Origin of the sequence: Streptomyces sp. WAC06614 (genome assembly GCF_003949795.1) — a bacterium.
Taxonomy (GTDB): Bacteria; Actinomycetota; Actinomycetes; order Streptomycetales; family Streptomycetaceae; genus Streptomyces.
Window position 1 is genome coordinate 1 of the sequence record NZ_RPRY01000115.1, and the last position, 21,012, is coordinate 21,012.

Annotated in this window: 23 protein-coding genes and 2 pseudogenes; 12 read left to right on the top strand and 13 right to left on the bottom strand. The window is 68.4% G+C overall.

The features are described from left to right. Positions 1–362: 362 nt before the first annotated feature. On the bottom strand, positions 363–653 hold the full coding sequence (locus EF918_RS38240) for a hypothetical protein (protein WP_260610304.1): 291 nt from the start codon (positions 651–653) through the stop codon (positions 363–365). 86 nt (positions 654–739) lie between these two features. Between EF918_RS38240 and EF918_RS17415 the strand changes: the two genes are divergently transcribed. Together EF918_RS17415 and EF918_RS17420 are read left to right on the top strand one after the other, a co-directional pair. Further along, positions 740–1,765, top strand: a complete 1,026-nt coding sequence (locus EF918_RS17415) for a hypothetical protein (protein ID WP_260610305.1) — start codon at positions 740–742, stop codon at positions 1,763–1,765. Positions 1,766–1,824: 59 nt separating this feature from the next. Then, positions 1,825–2,313, top strand: a complete 489-nt coding sequence (locus EF918_RS17420) for a DUF5959 family protein (RefSeq protein ID WP_125646723.1) — start codon at positions 1,825–1,827, stop codon at positions 2,311–2,313. On the opposite strand, the gene EF918_RS17425 is transcribed toward EF918_RS17420, so the two are convergent. Further along, entirely contained in the window at positions 2,305–3,114 is an 810-nt protein-coding gene (locus EF918_RS17425; RefSeq protein ID WP_125646726.1) for an IS5 family transposase, read from the bottom strand. The two genes, EF918_RS17420 and EF918_RS17425, sit on opposite strands and share 9 nt — an antisense overlap. A 684-nt stretch (positions 3,115–3,798) precedes the next feature. Here EF918_RS17425 and EF918_RS17435 point away from each other — a divergent pair. After that, a complete protein-coding gene (locus EF918_RS17435; RefSeq protein WP_125646729.1) occupies positions 3,799–3,999 on the top strand; it encodes a hypothetical protein in 201 nt (66 codons plus the stop codon). 61 nt (positions 4,000–4,060) lie between these two features. On the opposite strand, the gene EF918_RS17440 is transcribed toward EF918_RS17435, so the two are convergent. Then, on the bottom strand, positions 4,061–4,747 hold the full coding sequence (locus EF918_RS17440) for a DUF6083 domain-containing protein (protein ID WP_125646733.1): 687 nt from the start codon (positions 4,745–4,747) through the stop codon (positions 4,061–4,063). A 247-nt stretch (positions 4,748–4,994) separates the two neighbouring features. Here EF918_RS17440 and EF918_RS17445 point away from each other — a divergent pair, with 247 nt between their 5' ends. Continuing rightward, positions 4,995–5,351: a hypothetical protein gene (locus EF918_RS17445; RefSeq protein ID WP_125646736.1), complete on the top strand. Its 357-nt coding sequence runs from the start codon at positions 4,995–4,997 to the stop codon at positions 5,349–5,351. Between the two features lie 358 nt (positions 5,352–5,709). On the opposite strand, the gene EF918_RS17450 is transcribed toward EF918_RS17445, so the two are convergent. Next, positions 5,710–6,153 (bottom strand): hypothetical protein, encoded by a 444-nt coding sequence (locus EF918_RS17450; RefSeq protein WP_125646739.1) that lies wholly within the window; start codon positions 6,151–6,153, stop codon positions 5,710–5,712. 445 nt (positions 6,154–6,598) lie between these two features. On the opposite strand from EF918_RS17450, the gene EF918_RS17455 reads away from it, so the two are divergent. Next, positions 6,599–7,006, top strand: a complete 408-nt coding sequence (locus tag EF918_RS17455) for a DUF6228 family protein (RefSeq protein WP_125646742.1) — start codon at positions 6,599–6,601, stop codon at positions 7,004–7,006. Between the two features lie 466 nt (positions 7,007–7,472). Continuing rightward, complete coding sequence (locus EF918_RS17460; RefSeq protein ID WP_125646745.1) at positions 7,473–8,042, top strand: SMI1/KNR4 family protein; 570 nt, start codon at positions 7,473–7,475, stop codon at positions 8,040–8,042. A 66-nt stretch (positions 8,043–8,108) separates the two neighbouring features. Here EF918_RS17460 and EF918_RS17465 read toward each other — a convergent pair. Further along, positions 8,109–8,192, bottom strand: a pseudogene (locus tag EF918_RS17465) (IS5/IS1182 family transposase); the annotation flags it as partial. A gap of 210 nt (positions 8,193–8,402) precedes the next feature. Next, entirely contained in the window at positions 8,403–8,687 is a 285-nt protein-coding gene (locus EF918_RS17470; RefSeq protein ID WP_125646749.1) for a hypothetical protein, read from the bottom strand. A 135-nt stretch (positions 8,688–8,822) separates the two neighbouring features. Here EF918_RS17470 and EF918_RS17475 point away from each other — a divergent pair, with 135 nt between their 5' ends. Continuing rightward, positions 8,823–9,035, top strand: coding sequence for a hypothetical protein (locus EF918_RS17475; RefSeq protein WP_125646752.1), 213 nt, complete (start codon positions 8,823–8,825; stop codon positions 9,033–9,035). Positions 9,036–9,379: 344 nt separating this feature from the next. On the opposite strand, the gene EF918_RS17480 is transcribed toward EF918_RS17475, so the two are convergent. From EF918_RS17480 to EF918_RS17490, 3 genes are all read right to left on the bottom strand, one after another. Further along, positions 9,380–10,054 (bottom strand): Lsr2 family protein, encoded by a 675-nt coding sequence (locus EF918_RS17480; protein ID WP_260610306.1) that lies wholly within the window; start codon positions 10,052–10,054, stop codon positions 9,380–9,382. Beyond that, positions 10,051–10,785, bottom strand: coding sequence for an RHS repeat-associated core domain-containing protein (locus EF918_RS17485; RefSeq protein WP_125646755.1), 735 nt, complete (start codon positions 10,783–10,785; stop codon positions 10,051–10,053). The genes EF918_RS17480 and EF918_RS17485 overlap by 4 nt, the downstream gene beginning before the upstream one ends. Before the next feature lie 159 nt (positions 10,786–10,944). Beyond that, positions 10,945–12,933 carry a hypothetical protein gene (locus tag EF918_RS17490; RefSeq protein WP_312847836.1) on the bottom strand — a complete coding sequence of 663 codons (1,989 nt, stop codon included), beginning with the start codon at positions 12,931–12,933 and terminating at the stop codon, positions 10,945–10,947. Between EF918_RS17490 and EF918_RS38255 the strand changes: the two genes are divergently transcribed. Continuing rightward, positions 12,826–13,305: an HIT family protein gene (locus EF918_RS38255; protein WP_125646776.1), complete on the top strand. Its 480-nt coding sequence runs from the start codon at positions 12,826–12,828 to the stop codon at positions 13,303–13,305. The genes EF918_RS17490 and EF918_RS38255 overlap by 108 nt on opposite strands. Positions 13,306–13,366: 61 nt before the next feature. Here EF918_RS38255 and EF918_RS17500 read toward each other — a convergent pair whose 3' ends face one another. Both EF918_RS17500 and EF918_RS17505 read right to left on the bottom strand, forming a co-directional pair. Then, positions 13,367–13,900 (bottom strand): hypothetical protein, encoded by a 534-nt coding sequence (locus EF918_RS17500; protein WP_221889721.1) that lies wholly within the window; start codon positions 13,898–13,900, stop codon positions 13,367–13,369. A 102-nt stretch (positions 13,901–14,002) separates the two neighbouring features. Further along, positions 14,003–14,191 carry an ATP-binding protein gene (locus EF918_RS17505; RefSeq protein WP_221889722.1) on the bottom strand — a complete coding sequence of 63 codons (189 nt, stop codon included), beginning with the start codon at positions 14,189–14,191 and terminating at the stop codon, positions 14,003–14,005. A gap of 133 nt (positions 14,192–14,324) precedes the next feature. Here EF918_RS17505 and EF918_RS17510 point away from each other — a divergent pair, with 133 nt between their 5' ends. Then, positions 14,325–15,278 (top strand): DUF932 domain-containing protein, encoded by a 954-nt coding sequence (locus EF918_RS17510; protein WP_260610307.1) that lies wholly within the window; start codon positions 14,325–14,327, stop codon positions 15,276–15,278. Here the strand turns inward: EF918_RS17510 and EF918_RS17515 are convergent. Further along, positions 15,235–15,447, bottom strand: a pseudogene (locus tag EF918_RS17515) (transposase); the annotation flags it as partial. The gene EF918_RS17510 and the pseudogene EF918_RS17515 sit on opposite strands and share 44 nt — an antisense overlap. A gap of 622 nt (positions 15,448–16,069) precedes the next feature. Next, positions 16,070–17,206: a S8 family peptidase gene (locus tag EF918_RS17520; RefSeq protein ID WP_260610308.1), complete on the bottom strand. Its 1,137-nt coding sequence runs from the start codon at positions 17,204–17,206 to the stop codon at positions 16,070–16,072. A 1,309-nt stretch (positions 17,207–18,515) separates the two neighbouring features. Here EF918_RS17520 and EF918_RS17525 point away from each other — a divergent pair. The 3 genes from EF918_RS17525 to EF918_RS17535 all read left to right on the top strand — a co-directional run bounded on the left by EF918_RS17525 (position 18,516) and on the right by EF918_RS17535 (position 20,599). Next, the gene (locus EF918_RS17525) at positions 18,516–19,085 is read left to right on the top strand and encodes a hypothetical protein (RefSeq protein WP_260610309.1); all 570 of its coding nucleotides are present in this window, start codon (positions 18,516–18,518) and stop codon (positions 19,083–19,085) included. Positions 19,086–19,394: 309 nt separating this feature from the next. After that, on the top strand, positions 19,395–19,958 hold the full coding sequence (locus EF918_RS17530) for an RHS repeat domain-containing protein (RefSeq protein ID WP_125646767.1): 564 nt from the start codon (positions 19,395–19,397) through the stop codon (positions 19,956–19,958). A gap of 89 nt (positions 19,959–20,047) precedes the next feature. Continuing rightward, positions 20,048–20,599, top strand: coding sequence for a hypothetical protein (locus EF918_RS17535; protein ID WP_125646770.1), 552 nt, complete (start codon positions 20,048–20,050; stop codon positions 20,597–20,599). Positions 20,600–21,012 lie beyond the last annotated feature (413 nt).

Here is a 21,012-nt window from a genome sequence, read left to right on the forward strand (position 1 = left end):
GGTTAGGGTGCGGGTGGCCCGTGCCGATATGGCGTGCGTGCAAGGCCCGGTGCCCTGGCGTCCAGTGCGCTCTGGGGGCAGTACCACCGGGCCGCCTGCCCCTTGTGAACTGCTGCGTGGACGTCGCGGTCGGGCATTTCAGCTTTGGAGGTGGTCCGCGATGTGGTTTCGCCGTGTCACATGCCGCCGCGACCGCGGAAAGAAGGAGGTGCCCGTCACGACCGCCGGATCCCCAACGAACGCGCGTGAGAGACTCCGGTGGTCGGATCGCCGAGGCAGAAGGGCCGCTTGCCATGTCGGACGCCATACCGCCGCCGGTGCATCTCGACAAGGTGGTGGACGGGCTGGCGGAGAACCCTGCACTACCGTCTGAGCTCGTCCACCGGCTCCTCGGATACCGCAAGGGCCTTGGCAGGGTGGCCAAGCGGCCGGACCTGAGCGATGGCGTGATCGCCCAGATCATTGCCACAGACGATCACTGGCTCACACACTCTCTCGCCCTGAACCGCAGCCTCCCGCAGGCCTTCCGGATGATTCTCGCGGAGCACCCGGATCCCGCGATACGCAGGGCTCTGGTCGTTGCAGCGGACAGCGCACCGCGCGAGCTGTTCGAGCTGCTGCTCGACGACGGCGACCCGCAGGTCCGCGAACACTTGGCGGAGAGCGATCACATGCCAGCAGACCTGCGCACCCGGCTGGCGACGGACTCGAACCCGAAGGTCCGGGCGACGCTTGCCCAATGGTGGACGACGGCCCCGGAACCGGTGCGCCGATTGCTGCTGACAGACCCGACGACTCAGTACGAGCAGGGGCCTGCGCCACCTACTTTCGCCGGCTTCCCCATCCCGTTCCGCCGGCAGACCTCGTTCCGGACCTGTTGGCCGACCCGGTCACGCGCGCCGGGGCGGTGCGCCACTGCAGGCTGGACACCGCCACCGCCCACCAGCTGGCCGAAGATCCGAACGATGAGGTGCGCGAGGAACTCGCGGAGCACCCCGACCTGCCGCCGGCACTGCGCGACAAGCTTGCCCAGGATCCCAACCTGCGCGTTGCACTCCGTGTCTTCGCCCGTCAGGACACACCGGAGCCGATCCGGGCTGCGATTCATGTACAGATCGTGTCCGACGTGCCTGCGCTGGACTGGCTCGCGGACCCCCAAGAGCTGGACGACGACGAGCTCGACCGGCAAATCACGGGCGAGATAGCCCGCGCGGAGCTCCGGACACTGCGCCTGCCGTGGGTGACGGCCGACCCCGAGCCGTACGTGGACTCGCCATACGTCTGCTTCCGCGCCTCGGCCGCGATGTCCGACCACCTTCCGCCGCCGCTCGTCGCCCAACTGCTCGACGACGAGGAGAGCAGCGTGCGAACCACGATGGCTCTTCACGCCCGAGACCGGATCGATCCCGACACCGCCGAGCGCATTGAGCGAACCTACCGTCCGGACAAAATGATCAGATGGCGGCCGGCCGACGACTTCTCTCTTCCGGCAGATGTACTGCGGCGCCTGGCCACAGACCCCGACCCCAGAATGAGGCAGCTGGCCCCGCGGGACCCCGACCTGCCCGTGGAACTCGCGCGCCGGCTAGCGGCTGACCCCGACCACATGGTCCGCCGCACCATCGCGCCCCATCCCCGACTTCCGGCTGAGGACCTGACGCGGCTGCTTTCTGATCCGTCGGAATCCGTCGCGGCCACTGCAGCCGCAAACCCGAGCCTGCCAACCACAGTGATGCACCAGCTACTCGCCCTCGCAGGCTTGTGACGCTCGATGGTGAGCGGCCGGTACCGGACCACCCTGCTAAGAACTCCTAGCAAAATGAGATGAAGGATGGCCTCAGGTCGGGCGAGGATCGCTTGGTATTCGCCGACGAAAGGGCAGCTATGGGCGACAGCCCCTCGAGGGAGCTCCTCTCGCTTGCTGATGACGAGGGCAATAGCGTCTCGGTCAATGTTCTGGGACGTAGCTCCGGGTGGACCGCCGGGCTCGACGCGGAGATCGTCGTCAAGACGCCGTTCGTGTCCGGCCGGATCGACCTGGCGCTTTACGTTGCGAGGTTGGAGAGCTGGGCCGACGCACTGGACCGGCTTGACGCTGGCGAAGACGTGGCCTGGATGGAGATGAGCAGCGGGCCGTCCATCTTCATCCAGCTCACGGGCGAGCGTGACTGCCCGGAGGTGGTCGTGGAGGATGAATCCGGGTCCATGGTCACCGTGCGGGTGCCGCTCGTCCCGCCGGATGGCTGGATTGCCGACCACCGCGAGCGTCTGCGCCAGGTGATGGATTACTGGGTTCCGATGTTGTCAGGGTAGGGAGACAAGTCGCCGCCGGCAGATGAGGGCGCATCCGAGGATCAGGAGGGCTTCGTGGATGTCGTCGCGGATCTCCCAGCGGGTCCGCAGACGGCGGAACCAGTGAAGTCGGGCGAATGCACGCTCCACGAGCCAGCGTTGGGTGCCCAGTCCGGAGCCGTGCCCGGTGCCGCGTCGGGCGATCACCGGTTTCACACCGAAGGCCCAGACGAGGCGGCGGTACTTGTCGTGGTCGTAGCCGCGGTCACCGAGCACGATGTCCGGGCGGCGTCGGGGCCGGCCGTGCTTGCCCCGCACCGGTGGAATGGCTTCGAGTAGCGGAACGAGCTGGGTGACGGCGTTGCGATTGCCGCCGGTCAGGGTGACGGCGAGTGGGATGCCGGTGGCGTCGGTGATCAGATGGTGCTTGCTGCCCGTCCCGGTCAACAGGACTTCGTCCCGTCTTGGGGCCCCCTTTAGCGCCCGAATGTGAGAGCCGTCGACCGCCGCCCGGGAGAAGTCGAGGGCGTTCGCGCCGCGCAGCTTCGCCAGGAGTTCCTGGTGCAGCCGGGGCCACACGCCGGCCTCGGTCCACTCGGCCAAGCGGCGCCAGCAGGTCATACCCGAGCCGAGGCCGAGTTCCTGCGGCAGGTGCTCCCACGCGATCCCCGTGTGCAACACGAAAAGGATGCCCTGGAACACCGACCGGTCCGGATGCCGCTTCCGCCCAGGATGCCGAGACCGGCGCTCGACCGTCGGCAGGAGCGGTTCGGTCAACGCCCACCGTTCGTCATGGACATCCCATGGCTTCGGTCGAGCCATCCCCCCTGATCAACGGTCCCGGAGCGATCCGACCACCCAGAAGATCATTTCGTTAGGAGTTCTAAGTGGCCTTGATGGCGTCCTTGGAGACCAGGGCACCGTCCGACCAGCAGAGCCGGTAGAGGTCGACCTGGGCCAGCAGGTCCCGGCCGGAGCGGTAGAACTCGCAGTCGGTGCCCGCCGGCCGGGGTGCGGAGCGGATGTGGTCGGGCGGATACGGGAACGCGCGGGCCGGGAGCAGGCGGGCGAGGTCGGCGCGGGAAGATCCGGGCTCCAGCTCGGCGAAGCGGGACGGCGGCAGCCGGACGGCGCCGGGGAGCGGTGGGCGGTGACGGACGGCGCGCGGTCTCAGGGCTGCGGGCCTGGGTCGACAGCGAGGGCTGGCGGTACTAGAGCGACATCGGCCGCGCCGGGGCCTACCGGTACAGCCTGGAGCAGGCGATGGAGCTCGCGCACGAAGTCGCGGAGCTCGAGGCGGCCTGCTAGCAGGCAGAGGTCGCCTCCGTCCGTCCGGAAGACCGGCGGGAGAACGGCGGCGGCTGAGCGAGGCCGGCGCGAGTTCGTCGAGGTCCACCCCGGTACGGGGTGGACCTCGTGTCGCTGATGAGTGCGACACGGGGCGGGTCAGCTCGTGGATTCGGGCGATGGCGCGTGGCTGTTGAGGAGCTGGGAATCATCCGTGCCATGACGAGCTACGTGCCCTCGCCCGACGAGGTATCCGCCGCGCAGACCGCGAACGGTGGCTGGACCAAGAGTCAGCTTGCCGAGTGGGGAGTGCCGTGGCCTCCCCCGTCCGGTTGGCGCAAGCGCCTGGAAGCGAAGTGGAACGGCGAAGACGTCGCCCCGTTCCCGCGCCAGGAACCTGACCAGGACACTCTGTTCTGACCACCTGGCGGGGGCTCGCCGAGGCCCATCCCTTTTGGGGTGGGCTTCCTTGCTGTGTGCTTCAGATGTCGCTGGTGTAGGCGTCGACGCGTTCCATGTGGTTGGCGGTCCGGGGCTGTCCGCTGTTGTCCGTGCAAGGCTGGCCTGCGGGGGCGGGGCAGCGGGGACACGGGATGGTGCGGACTTGGTGGCGTGAGGGGCGGAGCAGGCGGGTCGTCTGGCCGGCGACCTGTGGGACAGGGAAGGCGTCGTAGCGGGCCTGGTGGAACGCGGCGACGCGTTCCTTGTGGTTGGCCGTGCGGGGGATGCCAGAGGTGTCGGCGCACTGGAAGTCCGGTTCTGCGTCGCAACGGGGGCAGGGGACTGTGCGGACGTCGTCCGGAGTGGGGTTGCGGTTCTGGCCGCGCAGCTGGTCGGAGAGGGCTGCGGCTACGTTCTCGTGGCCCCGGGCGACGGGGTGGGCGCGGTTGAGGTGTTTGCGCAGGGGTTCGGGGCCGGGGCGGGGGCTGGCGATGCAGACGGGTTCGTGGCGGATGCGGACGGTGTCAGTGGGGTCGGTCCAGCCGAGGGGGAGGGCGATGCCGTTGCCGTTGACTCTCCAGCGGAGGTCTTCGGGTACGAGGTGGGTGGGTGCTTCGCGGACGTCGAGGACGACTTCTTGGCCGTCGTGGTCCGGGTAGCCCTGGACGGAGTCTCCGCACCGCCAGCAGTGGCCCAGGCGGCCGAGGTGGGCGTATTTGCTGCTCACGGCGCGCCACGTTAGTGCCGGCCGACCACGGGTTCCGAACGGTGGTGTGCGTGTGGGGGATGCGGCCCTGCTGGGGCGGATAAGCCTGGCTGGTCAGGGCTGATGGGAGCTGTGCGGGGGGCCTGGAGGGGTTCGGCTGGCGCGAGCCCTGGGCAAGGGGAGTTGCGGTTTTGGGGTGGTGCGGTTGCCTATGGGCAACTGCAGCAGTTGTGCCGGGTGATCCGTTTTGGCTGATGAGAGGCACATCGTGGGCTTGTACGAGGACCTGAAGACCGTGACGCTGACGAATGTCTTGGACAACGATCCGGAGCTGGTCGAGTCGATCGACGTACTGGGACGGTTCCTGGCCCGGGATGACCGGGGGATCACGCTCACTGGATGCTGGAACTACTCCCTCAACAACAGCGAGCACCGCCCTGATCGTGTTTCTTTCCTGGTTGGGGAGGTGTTCTATCCCTGGCATCGGATCGAGTCGATCGGGGATACGTACGACTCCGTCGACAACTTCGGGGAGGAGGCTCTTTCGGTGTGGGCGCGCGAGAAGGGGCTGGACGCCGAGGAGATTCGGCAGATGGAGAAGCACTTCCAGCACTTCCACGGCTGAGGTGCGCGCGCAGATCCGTCCCCGGCCGAAGGGTGGCTGCGCTGGCCCGGAAAGATCTTGAGGCCCTCTTCAACCTGAGGAGGGCCTCGAAGCCTGTAGTAGGCAGGGCTGCGGCAAGGGGCTGTGGCGCGAGGCAGGCGGAGTCGGCCAGTGAGCGTTGAGGTTCTGACCGCGGTGGGTGTCCCGGTGCTGCTTGGGCTGGCGGGTCTCTTCGTTGGAAAACCCCAAGGCGTGGTTGTTCAAGGTGGCTCAACAGCGCTTGAGCAAGGCCCGAGCCAAGCAAGCGAGACGAGCCACTAGAACGCAGAAGGCCCCCGGGTCACCCCTTCGTGGGGGCGGCCTGGGGGCCCGATCGCGCTCAATCAAGGTCGGACTTGAGTCGTTGGCCGGTGTCGGCGTCGTACGCGATGCCGGTGGGGGACAGGCGGACGGTCTGGGACGGAGCCCGGGATCCTTCCTTCCAGTCCTTCCCCCCGGCTGCGACCCGGACCGTCACGTCAGCGAGGGGATCGGACACCGGAAGCACGATCTCTGGAGCCTTGGGGAACCACCCGTCCTTGCGGGTGCTGCTGGCGCTTTTGCCGGCCGAGTTCCCTGTCCCGTCCAGTCGCAGGTAGGTGGCGTTGTTGTCGAAGTACGAGCGGAGCTCGATGGTGATGCGCTGCTTGTCGCGGTTCCAGTGGGCGACCAGGTCGGTGCTGACGCCGTCGAGGTCGAGCGCGGCGCCTGAGCGGCCCTTGTAGGCGGCGGCTTTGGCCTGGAGTTCGTGGCGCTGGTTCTCCTCGGCGGCGTGCTGCCACACACCGGCAATGGTGAGGGACAGGTCAGCGCCCGTACGTCTGGTGGCACAGCGCGGTGACAGCGGTGCTGGTCACGCCGTGCGCGGCACGGCAGAGCGCGGCCATGTCCGCGGCCCCGGCGCCGCTCCCGGGTGCAGGCTGCACCGGGCGGCGCGGTGGGGGCGTACGGCGCGGACGCGCCTTGATCTTCCTGGGCTTGGTCTTGTGCCTGGTAGCGGGGCGTGCGGGGGGCGTCGGCGAGGCCCCGTGCGGCCGCTACGGCATCAGCATCACCTCTGCTCTGCAATGGACCCGCCGAGCAGCTCGCGATTGGAACGCCTACCTCAGGGCTGTCTCGTAAATGATCTCCGAGTCATCTGGGGCATGACGGCCCGCCGTGCCGCCCGTGGGCCTATCCGGCGAGGGCGAGGTTGTGCATCCGGGATCGAAGATGGCCCTGCCATTCGCGTGGAAGATCCCGGACCGCGGGCGGTCTACCTGCTGTTTTCCGAGCCGACGAGACCGTTCGGTGACGACCCCACGCTCGACTTTCTCGTGAAAGCTCGTGGGCAATGGGTGGCCATTGAGACCCTGGTGCGCACGTGGGACGGCGACGGTCTCGACACCTTCCTCTCCTCGCTGGCCGAGGACTTCCGCGGCTGGGAGGGATCGCGAGCCTGGCGCTCGCTGGAACGCGACCTGACGCTCTCGGCGGAACATCGCCCGGGTGGCTACGTCCAGGTGACGTGGGGAATCCATGACCGGCCGCCGTCCGAGGAATGGCACTTCGAGACCACCACCGTGCACGCGGCCGGGGAGGAGATGCGAAACCTCGCCGCCGAGTTCCGCACGTTTCTCACGAGCACGGTCGAGTAGCTGAAGCATCGCCACTGAGACGGCCTCTCAGGTGTTCTCGGTTCGGATCATGGGCCGGAGGCTGGCCCGGGAGGCGAGGAGATCGTCTTTGGTTCCGGCGAGTCTCCGTTCGAGATCTTGATTTTCGTGTTCAAGCCAGGTGAGCTGGCTGTTCAGTTCCTGGTCTTGGGCTGTGAGCTCACTGAGCATTTTCAGCTTCGCCACTCCAGGGTGACGCCATGGTCCTCGCTTGAGCCCTGGGATCTCCTCGGCTGGGCCCGCCGGGCACGGTGGGTTGTCTGTGGAAAGTCGCGGGCGGTCACTTCGCTGAGGGGCTGGCTCGGCACTTCGGGGCGGAGGACGATCACAGGGAGAGATAGAACGCATGCTCGAAGTATCATCCGTGCAAGGTTCTCCGGCCCGTACTTCCCGACCTCCGCAGTGGTGTAGTCGGACAGAGGCATCCCTGTGGAGAGGACAGAGGGCCATGAGTGTGGCCGAGAGTTGGTCGCGTGTGATGAGTCTGCTTCGGGAGCACGCGCCGGCCGATCACGCGGATCTGCCCGGGCCCGCTACGGAGCAGATGCTCGCGGCAGCCGAGGAACGGATGGGGATCTCCCTGCACGGGGACCTGCGGACGTGGCTGTTGCGGAACAATCTGGATCTGTCGGAGGAAGATTTCGACGACGAAGTGCAATGTTGCGGTTTCGATGGGTTCCCCGACGAGGGGAGCTTCTTTCTGGGCATCCGGGCGATGGAGAGGCTCTACGCGAACCGTTCCACGCCCTGCGGATTCGACCCGCCGGACCAGCCGGACTACCCGTTCTGGCGTAACGAGTGGATCCCGTGTCTGTCGGACCAGGACGGCTGGATGGGCAAGTTCATCGACGCGAGGGACGGACGTATCGGCAGGTGGTTCGTGGGTGAGCCCACGGTCACCGGCGAGTACGCGTCACTGGCTCACTACTTCGACTCCGTGGCGGAGATGCTGACGAGGATCGGCGCGGGGGACTATCCGGTCTGTTCCGTTGCCGAAGGGCGGCTTGTCTGGTCGTGAGACGGTTCCCCACTGGCTGACGGCCATTGCCGATCCGTCCTCCGCCTGGAAGGGCAATGAGATTCATCAGCGTTGACGTTCCAGGGTGAGGATGGCTGCGGCGATGACGGCCATGCGGTTGGGGCTGCAGCGGGCCCGGCGGAAGATCTGTGCTGCTGACAGGGCCCGGTTGATCGTTCGGCTCCCGCCCCACCAGCGCGCCCTCGTCGGCCTGGCGTTTGAGCGCGTCGATACGGCGGCCGTGTTCCTCACCCACACCCAGGGAGTCGTATCCGCTCACGCCTTCGCCTTCCACGCGTCGGTTCCGCTCGCTTCGTTGGCCCGGCCGTAGGCGCCGGCCCAGCACACGAGCGGCAGCAGCTACACCCACCACGGCAGCACCCCGAAGGCGAGCAACGGCACCGCCACGCTGGTGACGGCCAGCGCGCCGGCCGCGGGCCGCAGCTGCCGGTGCTTGCCCGGCACAGGCTTCTGCCCGGCCGAGTAGAACACGGAGGTCCCGATCAGCTGCACCACCGCCAGCAGGCTCCACCCGCCGCCGATCCAGCCGACCCCTGCGGCCACGCACAGCACCGCGCACGCCGCGTGAACCCACAACGCCACCGTGAGCGACTTCGTGCTCACCTCCAGATGCGGCTGTTCCACCCGGGCCGGCACCTGCGCCTCGTAGCCGGTCTACATCGGCGGCATGGCCGGATCCCTGGCCCTTTCCCTTCCCGCCAGCCACATCCACCGCTTGGACGACACCAGCAGCAACTCCGCCGGAAGGCCGTTCCCATCATGCTCGCCCTGCTCCTGACCGGCGATATCCCCGCCGAAGGACCGGCACAGGAATCCGACCTTTCCCCGCTGGCCAGCACCTCAGACGAGGGGATCATCACCTCGGGGGGCCTCATGCGGCTGCGCCGGATGTTCACCAAACCCCCTGCTCAGCGCGGCGGCCATCCGTACGACGGCGCAGGCGTGGTCGGGCCCGCACCTGGTCACCGATGAAGGGTCGGCCAATGTCTACTACTTCGACGCCGGGCCTCACCGTTCCGCCACCGACGGACTAGGCCCGGCAGGAGACGCCGTCCAACTGGGGACCGCCCTCGACGCACGTCCTGGGAAAGCTGACTGTCTACCGGACCTGACGACAAGCGAAGGCACGCCCGGCGATCGGAGGGAACCGGCCTGCGGCTGTCCCGGCCGGGCACCCGCCGGTCGGGCGGCAGGGTCCGTCTCCGTCAGCAGCGATACGGAGGCGCGATCGGACGGGTCTCGTTCCCCCAGCATCCGCTCCTCTATGAGGCGGCGGAAGCCGGGGAGGGCGAAGAGCTCGCCGGTGGCGGTGCCGGTCAGGTTTTGTGAGCGTCTTCCCACGCTGTACGGACATGGAGCGGGATGCGTCCACGGGGCGGGACGTTGTAGCCGTTTGCTCGTGCCCATTCACGGATCGCGGCGGTGTTGGTGGGGGGCTGGTCGTGGAAGGGCTGGGGCTTCGAAAGGATGGGCCGGGACGGGGCAAAGGTGGGTGTCTGGTCGGTGAGGCCGCGCGGAAAGAGAGGTACGCGGGTCTGCCCGGACAGGAGCGAGGTGAGGAAGGAGGTCAGGTTCCCGTCGAAGGTGTACCAGTGGGGGCCCCGGGCCTCGTTGACGGCGATGCGCCAGCGGTCAGGGGCGTTGGCGGGGTCGGTGATCCAAAAGAGGTACTCGCCGTTGTCGGTAGAGCCGATCGCGAACAGCGTGTCGGGGTCATGGGGAACCGGGATGCGGCCCTGCTGAGCCTGCTCGCGCAGCTGCCCGCGGATGCGGGAAGGCATTGGTCCGGTCAGATTGACGTACTGGCTGACGCCGTGGGGGTGGAAGACAGCGAGGTAGTCGTTGAACCGGCCCGGCCCGTAGGTGTCGGCGAGCTGCTTGTAGTCGGTGGGGAGCGCCATTTCTAGGGCTTCCTCCACTGGCTCCCAGCGGATGTTCATGGGGGTGCCCGGCGGCGGGCACAGGCGGGTCAGGTCGTGGATGTCGGTCAACGGATTCCTCGGCGGCGTCGGTCCTGCTGGGCTGCGTGGTCGGGGTTGGCGAAGTCGGTGTCCATCCGGAAGCCGTTGGAGCCGTCGGCCTGCATGAACACACGTGAGGGAACGGAGTCCGGCAGGTCGTCGGTGTAGTCGAGGTAGACGCTGTACTGGACGGTCTGTCCCGCGACGTTGTTGGCGGGGTCGCCGGCCACAGCGTTGTAGATCATTTGTTCCAGATCGCGCATGTGTGGGGAGTTTGTCGGGTTCTGGGTGAGCGTGAACAGGTTGTCTGGATGATCTCCGGTGCCGCCCAGCATACGGGCAAGCATGTGCGCGCGGGCCTGGTTGTGATCGGTGCCGTGCACGAAGCCCGGGGGGCGGATGCTGTTGTTGGCGTGGGTGCCTTCGTCGAGCATGTCCAGGGTGATGGTGGCGTGCATCTCGTAGGGGCGGCCGTGCTCGTCGCGTCTGAAGACGACCTTGCCGCCCCAGGTGTGGTCACGGTCGCAGCCCGCCAGCCCGAGCGGATCGCTCAGGACGAACGGGTTGGGGACATAGGCGTAGGGGTTGGTCGACGGCGCCAGTCCGAGGGGATCTGGGCTGATGTAGCGGCCGGTGTGGGGATCGTAGTAGCGGTGAAGGTTGTAGTGGAGCCCGGTCTCGGCGTCGAAGTACTGTCCCGGATGGCGCAGCGGGGTGTAGGCCGTGGCACCACGATTCCACTGGGTGGCACCCCAGGCCATGGCTCTGGCCTGCCAGGCGACCTCGCCCTCAGCGGTGAGCAGGTATTGAGGGCCGCCGTTGAGGTCGGTGACGATCGCGAAGAACCGGCGGTCGATCTCACTTCGGTCCGGGTCATTGCGGACCTCGCGCTGAGCCAGCGGGTACAGCCCCGCATAGTCTCAGGTCAAAGTGATGCCGCCGCTGTGTTGCTCGGCCAGCTGTGGGCCGTCCCACGTGTAGTCGACCGATTCCAGGACCGAGCCGTCCGGGAAGAGGTGCGCCTTGCGGATCCGCCGGCCGAGCCCGTCGTAGAGGTAGCGCCACACCGTGCCCTGCGGGGTGTGGACTTCGGTGAGCTGGTCCCTGGCATCCCAGGAGAAGCTCCAGGTCAACTGGCGTCCGCTGAGGGTCCGCGTGGTGCGGCTGCTCAGCCGGCCCTGCGCGTCGTAGGTATACCTGGTCCTGCCGGAGCGGGCGAGACGGGTCCCGTCGTAGGCGCGTTCACCGCCGTGGTCCGAGCCGGGTGCCCGGGAGGGAAAGGCCGTGTGTGTCTGATCGCCGGCGGCGTTGTACGTGTACTGCTCGTTCCAGCCCTGCGCCTGCACGCCGGTGACCCGGCCGACGGAGTCCAGGGCGAAGACCCGGCTGCCGCCCAGCGTGTCATCGATCTCCACCGGGATGCCGTCCGCCCGGTAGGTGAAGAACTGCTCCAGCACGGCTGCGCCTGCACTGGTGACGGCCTGGTACGTCAGCCGCCCGACGGGATCGAGTTCCCGGACCACCTCGAGGGAGTCGTCGAGAGTGCGGCCCGTCTCCCTGCCCATCGCGTCGCGCTCGAAGCGGAACACGTGCTCACCGACGTGACAGGAGGTCAGGCCGTCCACGGTGTAGGCCAGGCTGGTGAGGGCTCCCGACGGTGTGCGGCGCGAGATGAGGCGTCCCACCTCGTCGTAGGTGTAGGCCATGGTCCGGCCATTGACGGTCTCGGCGACCACCCGCCCGGCCGTGTCCGTGCTGAAGGTGATCCGCGCCTGCTCGCTGATCACCTCGGCCAGTTCCCCGGTCGCCGCGTATGTGAAGGTGGTGGCGGTGCCGTCGTCGGAGCGGATGCCGGTCACCCTGCCGAGGGCGTCGCGGTCGTAGGTCAGGCTCTGTCCGGCGGCATTCGTACGCCTGACCAGGCGCCCGACCGCGTCGTAGGCGTAGGTGAGAGTCCGGCCGTCGAAATCCGTCTCCGAGACGAGCCTTCCCGCACGGTCGCGCTGGTAGCGCCAGACCCGGCCGACCGCATCGGTGACCTCGGTCAGGCGCAGTTCAGCGTCGTAACCGAAGCCGTACTCCGTCCCCTCCGGGCCCGACCGCCCGGTTGGCCGGTCGAAGTGGGTGTGCGCGTGGCGGGTGACCCGGCCGGTGCGGTCCGTGTGGGTCAGCAGGTTGCCCTCGCCGTCCCACGTCCACTCTTCGCGGGTGCCGTCCGGAAGCTCACGCCAGGACGGCATGCCCTCGATGGTCCAGCCCTGCCGCAGGGTCCCGCCCAGCGCGTCGGTGACCGAGATGACGCGCCCGAAAGCGTCACGGGTACAGACCGCACGAGCACCGTTGGGCGCGGTGATCACCATCGGCAGTCCGGCCGCGTCATGGGTGACCGATGTCGGCCCGTCCGCGGAGGAGCGCATGCGGGTGACGGCTCCGGCGGCATCGTGGGAGTACTCCGTGCGCGTGCTGTCGGGATCCACGGCCGCCGTGAGGTTGCCGGCCTCGTCGTACTCGTAGGCGTACCGCCTACCGCCGCGTTCCACCACCTCGATGGGGCGGCCGAGCTCGTTGTACGCGGCGGTGGTGCGTTCGCCGTCGTCCGCTGTCATCACCACGATGCGGCCGGCCTGGTCGCGCTCCAGCCGGGTGACGCGCCCGAGCGGGTCCTGGACCGACTCGAGCGACGATGATGGCGATTCTTGAAAACGGCCGGGGTCGCTCCTCGCCTCGCTTCGTTGGCCCTTGAAGTGAGTGGGGAGGGTGGGGAGCGAAGAGCGGGTCTTGATCGCCGATAGGTTCGGGCCATGACTGGTGACTGGCGGATGGATCGGATCGGGGCTGCTCTGCGGGGCGAGAACCCGACCGTGCTGCGGCGGCTTGAGTCGGGATTTGCGGTGATCGGCGACGTTCAGTTCCTGCCGGGCTACTCGGTTCTCCTCGTGGATGAACCGAATGTTCAGCGGCTGTCTGACCTGCCGAGGGCCAAGCGGATGTCGTTTCTGTCCGACATGGACCGACTCGGAGAAGCGGTTGAGCGGGCCTGTCGGCAGCTGGACCCTGATTTCCGCCGGGTCAACCTGGAGATCCTCGGGAACACTGATCCGTTCTTGCATGCCCATGTCTGGCCGCGCTTCGAGTGGGAGCCGGCCGAGCTGGTGGGCAAGCCTGTGTGGCTTTATCCGCGTGAGCGGTGGAGTGCCGAGCGATTCAGACTCGGTCCGCAGCACGATGTGCTGCGGGATGCGATCGGCAGCGAACTGGACCGGTTGCCTTCGATGGACTGACGGTGTGGGCCCGCCGACCGTCAGGTCGGCGGGCCCGGGGATCAGTGACGGTCGGTGGACGTCAGGGAGTCCTCCGCAACGGAACGATGTCGGGGATGGCCGTGGGGACAGAGGGGCGGGCGGCTTCCGGGGTCGCCAGGAGCGCGACGATGGTGACCGGTTGTTGGCAGTGCTGACAGTTCCGGGTCGCGGTCGGCTCCAACGGGTCCCCTTCCAGGGTCAGTTGGCGTGACGCGGGTCGGCTGACGGGCCTGGGCTGCGGTGGCAGCTCCAGTGAGGGCATGCCTGCGGCCTCGCCGAGCCGGCGGGCCCGGTCTTCATCGCGAGCCTGGTCGCGTCTGCGTTCCGCATCCTTGCGGCAGGTCGGTGAACAGTAGATCTGGCGGGTGGTCTTCAGGGTTTCGAAGGGGTCGTCGCAGACGGGGCAGGTGCGCTTTTCCCGGATGTCTTCGCTGGTGCGGGCGGTGATGCGGCACTCTTCGGTGCAGTAGATGCGCTTGCGGCCCGCGGTGGTGGTGAACTCGTTCTCGCAGACGGGACAGGTCTGCTGGACGGGTTGCTCTGGCGGTTGGTCTCCTTGCAGGCGGGTGAGCAAAAGACCTGGCGGCTGGTGGCTGTGGCGACGGTGAAGACGGTCTCGCAGACCGGGCAGCGGCGGGCCATCTCGGACGTGACCTCGGTGGTGTCGGGGGTGTTGTCAGGAGACACGGGCGTTCACCCCGGCTCGGATGGCTTCGGCCTGGTTCTGGTGGCCGCGCAGCCGGTAGGAGGGGCCGTCGATGCCGGCGACTGCGGCCCGGTGCAGGAGCCTGTCGAGCATCGCGGCGGCGACCGTGGCGTCGCCGAAGGCGCCGGCCCAGTCGGCGATCCCGACGTTTGTCGTCAAGATCGTCGAGGATTACAGATACCTCTGGTTGATCACCTGGAACAGAGCGGATGCTCCGTCCTCGGGCAGGGGCAGGTAGCCCAGCTCGTCGGCGCATCGGATTGAGCAGTTCAGCGACGGTACGGCGGCGTTCGTGAGTGCCCAGAAGAGCGCCTGGCACCGGCTGGGCACCGTGACGACGGAGGCCCTGACGGCTGAGGACGCGATGCGCCTGGCCGCGCTGGACGGCTGGAACGTCCGCCTCGTCGGCCTGCACGCGACCGAGCTGACGGCCGAGGGCGCGACGCTGCTGGAGGTGCCGAACCACCGCGCGAGCATGCGTACCCACCCGACGATCGGGCGCCCCGAGACGCTGGCCGTGGTGGGCCCGGACTACACCCCGGTCCAGAACGAAGAGCACGCGGAGTTACTGAACTACCTGGTCGACGAGTCCGGCGCTCACTTCGAGACCGCGGGCCCGCTGAAGGGCGGCCGCCAGGTCTTCCTGACCATGAAGCTGCCCCAGTCGATGACGATCGGCCGGAGCGACGAGGTGGACCTCTCCATCGCCGCGTTCAACTCCCACGACGGCTCCAGCGCCTTCCGGATCGTCGTCACCCCCGTGAGGGTGGTGTGCGCCAACACCCTGCGGGCCGGGCTCCGCAACGCGAAGAGCAGCTACACGGTCCGACATACCTCCGGCGCCGGCGGACGCATCGCCCAAGCCTGCCAGGCGCTGGGACTCACCTTCAAGTACGCCGAGGAGTTCGAGAAGGCCGCCCAGCGCATGCTCGATGCGGAGATGACCACCCCCATGCTCCGGTCGGTCGTGGAGCAGCTGTGGCCTGTCGCCAACGGCGACAGCACCCGGAAGAAGAACAACCAGCTCACCTGCTGGAACACCATCCGGAACCTCTTCGAGCACGCGGACACCCAGGCAGGGATCCGCGGAACGGCGTGGGCGGGCTACAACGCCATCACCGAGTATGTCAACCACGTAGCCCCGGCCCGCGGCACTACCTCGGAACTGAAGAGTGCCGCTCGCGCGGAGCGAGTGATCTCGCGCGGAAGGAGTAGGCCTTGTCGGCCAGGACCAGCTCGGGCGTGATCCTGGGACGGCCGATCCGGCGAGGCACTCGTAAGCCAGCCATGACCTGGGTGAACGCGGGCGCGTCGCCGGCCTGGCCTGGCGTGATGACGAACGCGAGCGGTCGGCAGCGGCCGTCCGCCGCGAGATGGATTTTGGTGGTCAGTCCGCCGCGGGAGCGTCCGAGGGCATGGTCGACGGGCTCGCTGGCCGGGGGCCCTGTTGACGGGCCCCGGCGGCATGCTGATGGGCGTGCTCCACCAGGGAGCGCGCCCGTGCTGTCCGCGCCTTCGGGATGCCGTGTTCCGTACCGGTGTTCAAGGGCGTGTGGGCAGCTGCGGCCGGAGCCCGCCCGTGGGCGCGGGCGGGGTGCCTGGCCGGGTCTCGGCCGTCCGGGAGTGAGACGGGCCGGCTCCAGGCTTTTGGCGCTGGGGGCTCAAGGTGAGTCGGGTGTCCATGCGGCTGGGCCCCCGCCGCGCCATTCGATCAGCGCCGTGTCGTCCAGGTTGACGTCATCGGGGTCGAGGCCGGCACGGCGCAGGAATTCCATCAGGTCGTGCGGGCCTGTGGCCCGCGGTCCGGCCGCGCCCGCCGGGTCCCCGCGGCGGGCCGGGCCGGTTCACCCGTCCGGGGCTGGACTCCGCATCCCCGGCCGGCGGTCGGCCCGGCGGTGAGAGGGTGGGCGGGTGGATGCTGCGTGGTGGGACCGACAGGCGTACGGGGCGGACCCGGATGACCCTGACCCGGGCCCGGTACCGAGCCACGACTACGTCGATTTGGTGGGCGGCCCGCTGGACGGGAGCAGCCCGCTCTCAGAGTCCTCCTGTGTATAGCAGGCGGTTGGGCGAGCCTGTTCCGATGCCGGTCAGGCGGCCTTCGGTGGCCTGTTCGGCGAGCCAGAGCCTGACTGTTTCGGTGCTAGCCAGGGGGTGGAGTCCCTTGTAGAGGGCGGCGACACCGGCGACGTGGGGTGCTGCCACCGATGTACCGCTGGCGGTGGTGGTCCCCTCCTCCGTGGTGAGGTCGGCGGTTTCGATGTCTGTACCTGGAGCGAAGATCCATACGCAGGGGCCGTAAGCGTTGGTCTGGCGCCTGGAGTCGTCCTTGTTGGTGGAGCTGACAGCAATGCTGCGTTCCGCGCCCGCAGGGGACCGGGTGCAGGCGTCCACGTTGAGGTTGCCCGCCGACACGAACGGCGGGAAGCCCTGCTCCGCCAGCCTGTTGGCGGCCTCGTCGATCAGCCGCGAATTCGTGCCGCCCGCGGAAATGTTGACGACGGCGGGCTGTTTGCCGTGGAGGGCGACCCAGTCCATGCCCGCGATGAGCTTGGAGGAGCTGCCGGAGTTTTCGCAGTTCAGGACCCGTACGGAGATGAGGCTGACGCCGCGGGCCACCCCGTACGTTTTCCCGCCGAGGACCCCGGCGACTTGGGTGCCGTGGCCATCGCAGTCGTTGCCGTTCTGGCCGTCGCCGACCGCGTCGAAGCCGCGGCGGGCCCGCAGCCCGAACTCGGGGTGGGCGAACTCGATGCCGCTGTCGATGACGTAGGCGTTCACACCCAGACCGATCGTCTTGACGTTGTACTGGCCGTCCAGCGGCAGGTCGCGCTGGTCGATGCGGTCCAGGCCCCAGCTGGCTGCAGACACCCGGTTGCTGCGACTTCCAGGGCCGGTCGAGTCTCCCCGGATTTCGGCGTCCTGCTCGACCGCCAGCACACTAGGATGGTGGCGGACCGCATCCAGCTGCGCGGGTGTCAGAGCCGCTGAGAAGCCGTTCAGGACCCGGGAGTAGGTGCGCTCGACCTCGATGCCCGGGAGGGCCGCGGTGATGTCCCGGTGTGTGGATTGCTCCTGGACGGCGACGATGTAACGGCCCGGGATCGGGTCCGGCGAGGCGTAGAGCGGAGCGGGCGCAGAGCGGGGAGCGGACAGCGGGGTGGAGCCGTCCACAGCGTGAGCGGAGAATGCTGGCCCCGCAAGAGCAAGTGCCAGGGCAGGCACCCAATGAAGGACAGGACGCATCGTTGCTCCTTTGAGCGCGTGAGCATGTGGCGCAGAATCTGGCCGGCCCCAGGTCGGCATGGGTGGAAATGTCCCCTGCCCGGCCGGAAAAAAATCCACCCCGACGGGTGTTCAGCTACAACCGCAGTGACGGCCACCCACCAGCCGACGGCCCGAATCGTTTGCTGTCGCAGGGACCAGGCGGCCCCGCCAAGGCGGAAACTCACCTGGTGCGGTGCGCGGTGGTGCTCATCATGGCCCCAGTCCGGTCCGGTCCGGTGCGGCCCGGTGCGGTGCGGCGCGCCATCAGGTGGAGGCACTGGCCGGTTCGGGTGACGGGGCGACGTCCCGTAGCTGCGGGCAGACTAGGGAAGGTGGCCAGGGGGGATGGGGGTGCGCCGGTATGGCGTGCGCGGGTGAGGGCCGGGCCGGTGCCCCTGGCGTCCAGTGAGCTATGGGGGCAGCAGTGACCACTGCACTCCCCTGCCGTAGGGCGAACGGACGAGAACGGTGGGGAAGCACGGGGCCGCCTACGCCCGCAGTGCACGTTCCGGGGTGGCGCGGACGACGTCACCAGTCGTCGTCATCTTGGCTGGGCGGTGGTTGAGCCGGAGGTCGCCGCAGACCCGGACACGCCGTACGCCCTGCGCGCCAGCGACACGGCCGCGGAGGTCTACCGCTGCCGGGCCCTGAACGTGCTCACATCCGCGCTCGGGGCCGCCAGCCGACCCCCTCACTGAACAGATCAGGCATACGCGCTCAGCAGGCCTCGGGCCGCAGGCCAGCCAGGCAGGCGCCAGCCACATAGCGACGCTGGCCCAGGCCGCTGCCGTAGCAGCGACAGCCAGGCTGACAACGCCGCCCGCGCCGGCCCAGCCGGGCATGCGCCGGGCGGAAACGCTCACCCGCCCCCCGCCTGCCGCTCCTGGCCTTCGCCAGCCGGACCACCCTGCCAAGAGGTACTGCCCGCAAGGCCCCACGCCTGCCCCGAGGAGGCAACCCGCCCCCCTGGTCACACGGCCCGCAACGGCCGCCAGGGGCCGGATGCAACGATGGGCCGATCCACACACCGCTGCCGGTCTCACGCCGTCATGGGCAACGCCGGCCTGCTCCAGCGGGCGTCCAGCCGCCAGAGTGGAACCTCTATCTCTATCCCGCTGCGTCCGCTACGGCTGCCTGTAGCGGCGCGGCGCCGGCTCGCGGCAGTCACCGGCTCGCGGTTGAATACAGTCCTACCCACCCCTCGAAGGTTTTCGCGATGCACGATCCGACACTGCCGTACCCCGAACCGGAAGACCCTCCCTTCACCGGCGAGGGGGGCGGCTCGCCCGTGGTGACAGACGAGATCTTCGGTGTCATCGAGGTCCTCCTCGACACCGAAGGGGGAACCGTGAATGTACGGGGCCCGGGCCTTCCGGATGCGCTGCTGACCCGTGCCGCACAGGCCAGACCCAACCGGTATGCACCGATCGGCACCCGGGACGGCAGCCACCTCAGCCTCACCATCGACAGCCGGTCAGCCGCCGTCGCACCCGCCCGGGCCTGGCTGCCCCGCCGCTCCTACCGCGTCGACACCCGGGCGGGGAGCACCCGCTACCGGCTCACTCCCTGCTCTCCGGCCGCCAGCAAGCTGTTGAAGGGCAAAAAGCGCATCGGCGAGTTCAGCTCCCGCGGAGACGGCTCAGTCACCGCCACCTGGCGGCAGAACGTCCACCCCACGCCCCAGGACGCTGCCATGGGCTATCTGCTGGCGGCTGCGTTCGGTACCGGATCACGGCCCCTGGGTGACCTACTCCTCGACGCCCTCGACGCACTACTGCCCAGCTGAAACTCCGCGTCCCGGTCTGCGCGCAGCACGCAACTGGCCACACCTGTACGGTGCTCGCGAGAGCCGCTCGACGTACCCGCCCGGCCTAGAGTGTGTCTCTTTGGATGTTCGCCCTCCAGACCCGAATCGAGAAGCTCACCGTCCCCTGTGACGGCGCAGCTCAGCGTCCCACCCGCGTAGCCTCCGACATCAAGGTCGAATACGACGAGGTCGGCAACACGGGTCAAGGGCGAAAGCCTCGCATCCTACGAGGGCACCACACCCACGTACGTCCTGACCGGCACCAGCACGCACGACGCGTACGGCCGGATGACCTCGACCACCGACGTCTACGGCAAGACCACCCGGGCCGAATACACCCCGGCATCCGGCGCCATCGTCACCAAGGTCACCACCACCAACACCCTGGGACACACCAGCACCAACGAGATGGACCCCGGCCGCGGCCTCCCCGTGGCACAGGAGGACGCCAACAAGCGACGCACCGTCATGCGGTACGACGCACTGGGGCGGCTGACCCAGGCCTGGTCCCCGGACCGCGACCCGGCGACGATGACCCCGGACGCCGGCGACACCCCCACCAAGGCGATCCTGGATGCCCAGGGTCGTAAGACCGAACTCCTGCAGTTCGCCGGCGAGGACCCCACCGGCCCGGTCGCGCACAGCACCAAGTACGCGTACACGCCCAAGGGCCAGTTGGACTCCGTCACCGACCAGAGCGGCAGCGTCTGGTCCTACAAGTACGACATGCGTGGGCGCCCGATCGAGGTCAACGACCCCGACAAGGGCACCACCCGTACCACCTACGACATCGGCGACCGCATCCAGACGGTCACCGACGCACGCGGCAAGACCGTAGCCTTCGCCTGTTGACCGTGGCCATGGAGTGTTGTTCGCGCTGGTGACGGGCTCGACATGGCGGGGGTGGTGACAGATCGTTGCGGCTTTCACGGTGACGAGCGATGACGTTCCAGCCGGAGTTTTCACCTATCCGCGACAGCAAGGGCATGCCTGAGGTCCGGGTGGAGGTCTGCTCTCCTGAGTCGATCCGGAGTTTGAATGAAGCAAACTTTGGAGGCTGGCATGATCGGATCATGCTGCGTGTTGTTGAGTTCTTTGTGGCTCCGGACGACGGGGCGGCCGTTGTCGTGGGGCCGGGACGTCGTGGTCATGGGTTTCCGGCGTTCGGGTGTGCGGACTTCTTTCCCGATGATGCGGTGGAGGACTGGGAGATTCTCCTCGTCGGGGGTGTGGCATCGGACCTGCGTGCTGTGGTGCCGATGAAGAATGACGGTTTCATGGTGTTCGAGGTCCCGGGGAGACTGTGTTCGGCGCTGGCGGCGGCGAGTAGGGGCCAGCTTTTTGAGGTTGCGGCCCAGTGGGTCGAGCTTGCCGAGGCGAAGGACGGGGCCCCGGCAGAGATGGCGGTTGAGATCCTCACAGAGGTAGCCGATCTGGCTCGTACAGCAGGAGATCTGGGCCAGCCCCTGTACTGCTGGTACTTCGCTCCCTGAGCCAGACAGCTCCCAGCCGAGGCCATCACACCTAGCACAGGCCACCTCTGCTGCTGGCGCTGGGCCCGCGGAGCGGGCCCTTGGCCCTGGAGGCGGAGCCGGAAGGGCTGGGGTGGGAGCGAAGCGGACACCCCAACGGGCCGAAGGCCCGGACCCCGTGAAACGGGGTCACTTCCCGAGTAGAGCAAGAGAGTTCCGGCCCGCGTAGCGGGCCTCTCCGGTGGAGCGCAGCGGAACCGGAGCAGTCCGGAGCGAAGCGCAGGACTCCAGCTCGAAGCGAAGCGGAGAGCTACCGGCCGAAGGCCGGCCCCGGGCTGCGAAGCAGCCCCCACCGAGCGCAGCGAGGTGTGACTCCCTCGGGCGAGCGCAGCGAGCCCCGTTCAGTCCTGAGCGCGCAGCGCTCAGGAACCCGC